The sequence below is a fragment of the Helicobacter labacensis genome, from assembly GCF_003660285.1.
Classification (GTDB): Bacteria; Campylobacterota; Campylobacteria; order Campylobacterales; family Helicobacteraceae; genus Helicobacter; species Helicobacter labacensis.
On sequence record NZ_QXQQ01000041.1, the window covers coordinates 1 to 7,890 of the forward strand.

At 48.8% G+C, this 7,890-nt stretch carries 5 protein-coding genes and 1 pseudogene; 4 read left to right on the top strand and 2 right to left on the bottom strand.

All coding sequences use genetic code 11. The features are described 5' to 3' along the window. From EAO33_RS08630 to EAO33_RS08645, 4 genes are all read left to right on the top strand, one after another. The coding region (locus EAO33_RS08630) for a hybrid sensor histidine kinase/response regulator (protein WP_162982276.1) at positions 1–1,697 on the top strand (1,697 nt) is incomplete at its 5' end. Between the two features lie 8 nt (positions 1,698–1,705). Beyond that, positions 1,706–2,206 (top strand): chemotaxis protein CheW, encoded by a 501-nt coding sequence (locus tag EAO33_RS08635; protein ID WP_120946362.1) that lies wholly within the window; start codon positions 1,706–1,708, stop codon positions 2,204–2,206. A 1,618-nt stretch (positions 2,207–3,824) separates the two neighbouring features. Then, positions 3,825–4,235 (top strand): methyl-accepting chemotaxis protein, encoded by a 411-nt coding sequence (locus EAO33_RS09960; protein WP_407920480.1) that lies wholly within the window; start codon positions 3,825–3,827, stop codon positions 4,233–4,235. Between the two features lie 13 nt (positions 4,236–4,248). Continuing rightward, positions 4,249–6,183 (top strand): transglycosylase domain-containing protein, encoded by a 1,935-nt coding sequence (locus EAO33_RS08645; RefSeq protein ID WP_120946370.1) that lies wholly within the window; start codon positions 4,249–4,251, stop codon positions 6,181–6,183. On the opposite strand, the gene EAO33_RS08650 is transcribed toward EAO33_RS08645, so the two are convergent. Both EAO33_RS08650 and EAO33_RS08655 read right to left on the bottom strand, forming a co-directional pair. Continuing rightward, positions 6,180–7,280 carry a DUF2130 domain-containing protein gene (locus EAO33_RS08650; protein WP_120946364.1) on the bottom strand — a complete coding sequence of 367 codons (1,101 nt, stop codon included), beginning with the start codon at positions 7,278–7,280 and terminating at the stop codon, positions 6,180–6,182. The genes EAO33_RS08645 and EAO33_RS08650 overlap by 4 nt on opposite strands. Positions 7,281–7,508: 228 nt before the next feature. After that, positions 7,509–7,890 (bottom strand): annotated as a pseudogene (locus EAO33_RS08655) (hypothetical protein); the annotation flags it as partial.

A 7,890-nucleotide genomic window follows, 5' to 3' on the forward strand; every position in this document is an offset into this window, starting at 1 on the left:
CAGCCAAACCCACCCCCCAAGCCACCCCCAAAGGCACAAAGAAAGATCAAGACAAATCTGTCGCTTTGGGGGTAGAGCAGACCGTGCGCGTGGATGTGCGCCGTTTGGATCACTTGATGAATCTCATTGGGGAATTGGTGCTAGGCAAGAACCGCTTGATTCGCATTTATGGCGATGTGGAGGAACGCTATGATGGAGAAAAATTCTTAGAGGAGCTCAATCAGGTGGTCTCTTCCATCTCAGCCGTAACCACGGATTTACAGCTTGCCGTGATGAAAACGCGCATGCAACCTATTGGCAAGGTGTTTAACAAATTCCCGCGCATGGTGCGCGATTTGAGCCGCGAATTAGGCAAGAGTATTGAGCTTGTCATTGATGGGGAGGAAACCGAGCTAGATAAATCCATTGTGGAGGAAATTGGCGATCCGCTCATCCACATTATTCGCAACTCCTGCGACCATGGCATTGAAAAACCCGAAGATCGCAAGATGTTAGGCAAACCAGAAACCGGGCGCGTGGAACTCAGTGCTTACAATGAGGGCAACCACATCGTCATTAAAATTACAGACGATGGGGCTGGGTTAGACCCCGAAAAGCTCAGAGAAAAAGCCGTAGAAAAAGGCGTAATCACCGAAAGAGAAGCCGCAGGGATGAGCGATAAAGAAGCTTTGAATATTATCTTCAAACCCGGCTTTTCTACTGCCAAGACTTTGAGCAATGTCTCAGGGCGGGGCGTAGGGATGGATGTGGTCAAAACCAATATTGAAAAACTCAATGGGATCATCGAACTTGAATCAGAAGTGGGGGTTAAAACCACCCAAAAACTCAAAATCCCCTTGACTTTGGCGATCATCCAAGCCTTGTTGGTGGGCGTGCAAGAGGAATACTACGCGATCCCTCTTTCTTCTGTGCTAGAAACTGTGCGCATCAGCCAAGATGAGATTTATAGCGTGGATGGCAAAAGCGTGTTGCGCTTGCGCGATGAGGTGCTCTCTTTGGTGCGCTTGGCAGACATTTTTAAGGTGGATGCGATCCTAGAAGCCTCTAGGGAGGTGTATGTGGTGATCATCGGTCTAGCCGATCAAAAAATCGGGGTGATCGTGGATTACTTGATCGGGCAAGAGGAAGTGGTGATCAAGTCTTTGGGCTATTATCTCAAAAGCACTAAGGGGATTGCCGGAGCCACCGTGCGCGGAGATGGCAAGATCACCTTGATCGTGGATGTGGGCACGATGATGGAGATGGCTAAAAATGTGAAAGTCAATGTCAACAATCTCATAGACCAAGCGCATAACTCGAACGCCAAAAGCGCGCCTAGCGATTATGTGATTTTAGCCATTGATGATAGCAACACGGATCGCGCGATGATGCGCAAATCCCTAAAGCCTTTAGGTGTTACCGTGATCGAGGCGAGCAATGGCTTAGAGGGCTTGGAAATGGTGAAAAACGCAGACAAAGTGCCCGATGCGGTGTTGGTAGACATTGAAATGCCTAAGATGGACGGGTATGCCTTTGCCTCTGAGGTGCGCAAGTATAATAAGTTTAAAAACTTGCCCTTGATCGCGGTTACCTCACGGGTTACCAAAACCGATCGTATCCGCGGGGTGGAGAGTGGCATGACAGAATACATCACCAAGCCCTATAGCCCGGAATACCTAGCCAATGTCGTCAAACGCAGCATTAAACTAGAAAATTAAGGAAGAATATGAAAGACGCGGCGGCTTTAAAAGAAATCTTTGACAAGCAGAAAAACAAGGACGAGATCAAAGCAGAGGACACCGAAGAGATTTTACAATTCATTGGGTTTATCATTGGGAGCGAGGAATACGCCATCCCTATTCTCAATATCCTAGAGATCGTCAAACCCATCGGCTACACCCGTGTGCCAGAAACTCCCAATTATGTGCTAGGAGTCTTCAATCTGCGGGGCAATGTCTTCCCCCTCATTAGTTTGCGCCTCAAATTTGGTCTGCCCCCTGAGAAACTCAATAAGGACATGCGCTACTTGGTGGTGCGCCATAACGATCAAATCGCGGGCTTTTACATCGATCGTCTTACAGAGGCGATTAGAATCAAACAATCTGACATCGACCCTGTGCCCGAAACCTTAGTAGATAATAACCAACTCATCTTTGGGATTGGTAAAAGAGAGGACAAACTCGTCTCCATTTTAAAAGTGGAAGAAATTTTGAAAAAAGACTTCTAATGCGCGCTGAGAATCATGTATGTTAAGGCACGCTAAGATTGGAGTAAAAGTTTCCCTAGCCGTGTGTGGTGTGGTTGTCATCTCTGTAGGGGTGTTGGGTTGGCTCATTGGCTTAAAAGTCCAAGAAGCCATCAAGGAACGCGCCATCACCCAGCTTGAGGAGGGCACGGGTGAGATCGCCGCGCGTTTGCAACGCGTGATCGGGCGCATGTTCGCCGGTTTTGAAGGCTTTTCTAAGGACCTAGCCACCATTGAGCCTAGCCAAGATGCCCAAAAACTCCAGCGCATCAAGAAATTCTTCATTGATACCGCCAATGTCAAGCGTCTTAAGATTCGCTACGCTAGCGCGCCACGCACCACAGAGATTTATTACAGGCAGGACACCAGCTTTGCAACCCCCAAGCAAGAAGATTTGCAAGATCCGCTTTTAGAACGCGTGATGCGGGATCATCAGATGCACAAGAGTCATGTATTCTTTGAAGAGATCGGGGGGAAGAAGTATTTTGGATTCGAATTTGCTATACCCCTTTTGAAGAGCAACAAAGTGATCGGGGCGATCAGCGTGTTTTTTGACATCAACAATCTTCTCATCCTGACCTTTAGGAAGAATAAAGACACCTTCATGTTGCAACAAGATGGCTTGTTGCTCACCTCAGGCGACCCAGAAAAAGACCCCAAACTCAAAGGGCATTTATTAGCCCAAGTCAACCCCAGCCCCAGCGCGCGCGCGCTCCAAGAATTTGTGCGCAACCGTAAATCCGGGTTATTCGACTTTGAGGACGCGCTTTTAGTGGCGACTTCTTTTAAGATGTGCCCCAATATCAAAAGCGATAGTGATGATTTTAGATGGGTGGTGGCGCGCCACATCGCCCAAAGCAATATCGCTAAAACCACCCACGAAGTCTACACCTTGATTTTCATCGCCTCCATTCTCATCATCCTCATGATTGTGGTCATCACTCTGCTTTTAATGCGCTACCTCATCGCCAAACCCATCGCCACGCTTTCCAACACCCTTGGTGCTTTCTTTAGCCTCCTCAATAAGCAAAACACCCAAGAGATCACCATCATGCCCGTCAAGCATTACGATGAAATTGGGATCATGCAAAACTCTATCAATGAGAATATTCTCAAAATCCAAGAGCGCATTAAAATGGACTCAGCTTGTATGCGTGATGTGTCCTTAGTGGTGCAAGAAATCAAACAGGGCAATTTCGCCCAAGAGATCACAGCCACGCCAGCCAGCCAAGACCTCATCGCGCTCAAACAATTCTTCAATGAGATGATCGCCTTCTTGCAACAACGCATAGGTCTGCATATCCAAGACATCGATGCCGTCTTTGCGCGTTACCAAGCCCTAGACTTCTCTAAAGGCATCCCCAACCCCTCAGGAGAGATGGAGCGCACCCTTGATGCGCTAGGCGCTGAGATCAAACAAATGCTACAAACTTCTCTGCGCTTTGCCAGCGCGCTAGGCGAAGAATCCAAACAGCTAAAGGGCTGTGTGGACAATTTAAAAGAGAGCGCAAGCCAGCAAAGCCAAAGCCTCAATGCGACCTCCCAATCCATCGCCACGATCTTAAGCGCGATCCAAGACATCAGCGTGCAGAGCGAGGCGATGATCGCCCAAGGACAGGACATCAAACACATCGTGCAGATCATCAAGGACATCGCCGATCAAACTAATTTATTAGCCCTAAACGCCGCCATTGAAGCCGCACGCGCGGGTGAACATGGCAGGGGATTTGCGGTGGTGGCTGATGAAGTGCGCAAATTAGCCGAGCGCACCCAAAAGTCCTTGGGCGAGATCGAGAGCAATATCAATGTGCTAGCCCAGAGTATCAGCGACACCACCCAATCCATCAAAACCCAAGCCCAGTATGTGGAGGGCATTAACAGCGCGCTAGAAGCCTTCAAGGCGGACACGCAAGCCAATTTGCAAACCGCACAAGCCTCCCTAGCCGTAGGGCATCGCATCGATCAAATTAGCTCAGACATTCTCCAAGATGCCAACCAGAAAAAATTCTAGGAGTCTTATGCAAATCCTTAAGAAAATCCTATGGGTGCTTTTCATCTTGCCCGTGTTGATCGGGGGGGTTGTGGGGGGGGGATACATCTTGTTTTTGTGGGGTGAGGCAGGAGGGGAGGTACAAAAAATCGTGCACTACAAACCCGCGCTAGCCACCAAGATTTTAGACACGAAGGGGCGCTTGATCGCCAATCTCTATGACAATGAATTCCGCATTTACGCGCCTTTTAAAGAGATTCCCCCCAAGATGGTAGAGGCTTTATTAGCCGTTGAAGACACCTTGTTTTTCGAGCACAATGGGATCAACTTAGATGCGATCATGCGCGCCTTTTTAAAGAATTTACGCCACCAAAAATACAGCGAAGGGGGGAGCACTCTCACCCAACAATTAGTCAAAAACATGCTCCTCACGCGCGAAAAGACTTTGGATCGCAAGATCAAAGAGATCGTGCTAGCCTTGAAACTCGAGCAAAAATTGAGCAAGGAAGCGATTTTGGAACGCTACCTGAATCAAACTTTCTTTGGGCATGGTTTTTATGGGGTGAAAACCGCCAGCTTGGGTTATTTTAAAAAACCCCTCAAAGCCCTTACCCTCAAAGAAATCGCTATGCTTATGGCGCTCCCGCGCGCCCCCTCTTTTTACGATCCCACTAAACATTTAGATTTTTCCCTCACGCGGGCTAATAGCATTATCCGCCGCCTATTTAATTTAGGTTGGATTAGCCAGGCAGAAATGCAAAGCGCGCTAGCCCAAGTGCCTAAGGTTTATCGCACCACCACGACTCAAAATGTCGCCCCCTATGTGGTGGACGAGGTGGTGCGCACTCTGGGTTTCTTGCCCGACTTGAAGACAGGGGGCTACACCATCAAACTCTTTATTGACCTAGACTACCAAAACCTAGCCAGAGAGGCGTTGGTGCGTGGTTACGAGAACGCGTTAGAGCGTTTGCGCGAGGATCACGACAGCAGTTTGAATGGGGCGATCGTGGTAACCGACACGCGCACCGGACATATCTTGGCGATGGTGGGGGGGGTAGACTATGCCAAGAGCGCGTTTAACCGTAGCACACAGGCTAAACGCCAATTTGGCAGCTCTATCAAACCCTTTATTTACCAAATTGCCTTTGAACACGGGCTTTCTAGCGCGTCCTTGATCCCTGATGTGGCGCGCACCTTTAGCACAGGGGGTTCTAGAAACTGGCGACCCAAGAACTACAACCGCAAATTCTCCGGGCTCATCACCCTGAAAAAAGCCCTAGTCAACTCCATCAACCTAGCCACCATCAACCTAGTGGACACTGTTGGTTTTGACACCATCTACCAAGGCTTGCAGGATTTTGGCTTTTCTAATTTGCCCAAAAACATGTCTATTTCATTGGGCAGCTTTGGGATTTCCCCCCTAGAGGCGAGCATGCAATACTCCCTATTCTCCAATTACGGGACCATCTTAGAACCTAGCTTGATCTCTGATGTGATCGATGCACAGGGGCAAGCCAAACTCTTGCAAGTAAATCCCCCCAAACCTATTTTAAGCAGGGCGCAGGCATGGCTTACCCTCTCTATTTTAAAAGAAGTCGTGGAGAGGGGCACGGGCACACACGCGCGCGTGCCGGGCATGGAAGTAGCGGGCAAAACAGGGACTTCTAATAATTATGTAGATGGGTGGTTTTGTGGCTTTAGCCCTAGTTTACAAGCCATTGTGTGGTTTGGCAGGGACGACAATAGCAGTATCGGGCGTGGCATGGCCGGGGGGGTGATCGCCGCGCCCGTGTTTGCGGACTTCATGCGCCATGCCCTCCAGATTAACCCCGCGCTCAAACGCCACTTTCCCATCCCCCAAGGCGTGATCGTCCAAAAGATCAATGGCGAAACCTACTACTCCACCCAAAGCGCACCCCTGCAAGACGACCTAGAACAAGAAGACAGCACCCAACCTTTAGTGTTCTAATGCCCCTCCTGCTCTAAACCCCATTCTAAAGCTTTGATGGGTGCGATGGTGTTGCCAGCAATGCCTTCAATGCAACCGCGCGCACGCGCGACAATGAAATGAAGCCCCTCTATCTGTTTAGCCCGTTTAGCCCATTGTTTTTCAAACTTAGCCCAGAGTTTTGTCATGGATTCTTTTTCTTTGTTTAAATCCTCCTGCATCTCCCTAAAGATAGCGATCGCGTTTTCCACCTCCTTAGCAAACTCTGGACCTATCAAGTAGTCATAGAGATCGCCAATCTTGCCTCCCTTGTTTTCTTGGCTTTTCTGCGCCCACACCAGATGGGCAATCATCGCGCGTAAAATCCCACAAAGACCCTTAAATTCTTGGAAAGTGCAGACATACACGCCCTTATAAAGCCCCATGCGCTCCATAGAATTGGGTAAGTTTGTGCTCACAAGCACCCCTATATGCGCCCCTGCTTCCCGCTTGTTTTGTGTGAGTTTTTCAACCCATTCTTCTTTAAAATCCTTGGCGCGCTTGCTCTCATAACAAATCACACCGCAATCTCGTCCCCTGCTATCGCGCACCACTTGCAGACAATCTGCCCCCCTTTGCCCCTTTTTGATCTCTTGGATGCGATCCATGGGGAATTTGTCGCGCAGGTATGCCTCAATAGCCAATTCTTGGACCTCCCCTTGTAATTGCTGAGAAATATTGGCTTGCGCCTTTCTATTGGCTTCTTGGATCGCCTTTTCTAAGCGCTCTCTTTGCACTTCTTGGGCTTTGAATTTGAGTTCGTATTCCTCTTGAATCCTAGCCTGCAGAGTCTTTTCTATCGCCTCTGTGTGTGCCTGTAGTTGCGCGGTGTTTTGGGCTTGCAAGCGCGCTTGTTCTTGTTGCAGTTGGGCTTGCATTTGGGCGCGCTCTTTGTGGAGCGCTTGTTCTACCCCTGCTTGAATCTGTTGTTGCACAGTTTGCTTTTGGGCATTGAGTTGTTTTAAGGCTTCTTGGTATTCTAATTGTTTGTTGGCGATCTCTTGTTGCACCTGCGCGGACAAGAGGTCGTCTATTTTGAAAGTGTGTTGGCAATGAGGGCATGTAATACTTGCTAGCATGGTGGCTCCTTTGTGTTTGTGGCATTGTAACGCATTTAACCTTGCGCGCTATCCAAAACACTGGAATTTGAACGCAGGGCGCGCGGGCATTTTCTGTCCCTTGGGTTTGGCTTAAATCTATCTAGGCTTAAGGGTTTTGCCCCCTAAGCAAAGTTGTAGGGTTTTGCGCACCTCTTTTGGGGGGATTTGGGGGGCTGGGCATTAGGGCAAGCCCCAGTGTAAGGCTAGTTATTCCATATCAATTTCTCCATTTTCATTGACAAAGGAATAATTATCGCGTGCAGGATTTGTAAATGCCCTCAAGCGATTGCGACCAAGTCCAAACTCCCAACCATCATTGCATTGTGCCCAAAACACTTCCCCTAAACTCGTGGCAAACTCCATATCAGGGTGCATAAGAACCTTATAAAAATACTTGTAAGCGGGGTCTAGGAACTCTTTATAACGCATGACTCTCTTTAAGCCCGCCTTGTCGCTCACTTTACTGACAAGACTGAGCATTTTCATCAGACAAGGCAACACCCTATGGTGTCTGCAAGTGAGCGCGACAAACTCAAATAGTCTAATGGGCTCTAACAACCCATCTACAAATTCCATCGCTTGCTCTGCC

What these genes read in the sequence shown, in the direction of transcription:
- EAO33_RS08650 (WP_120946364.1), bottom strand. Translation starts at nt 7,280, where the DNA reads ATGCTAGCAAGTATTACATGCCCTCATTGCCAACACACTTTCAAAATA.
- EAO33_RS08635 (WP_120946362.1), top strand. Translation starts at nt 1,706, where the DNA reads ATGAAAGACGCGGCGGCTTTAAAAGAAATCTTTGACAAGCAGAAAAAC.
- EAO33_RS09960 (WP_407920480.1), top strand. Translation starts at nt 3,825, where the DNA reads ATGATCGCCCAAGGACAGGACATCAAACACATCGTGCAGATCATCAAG.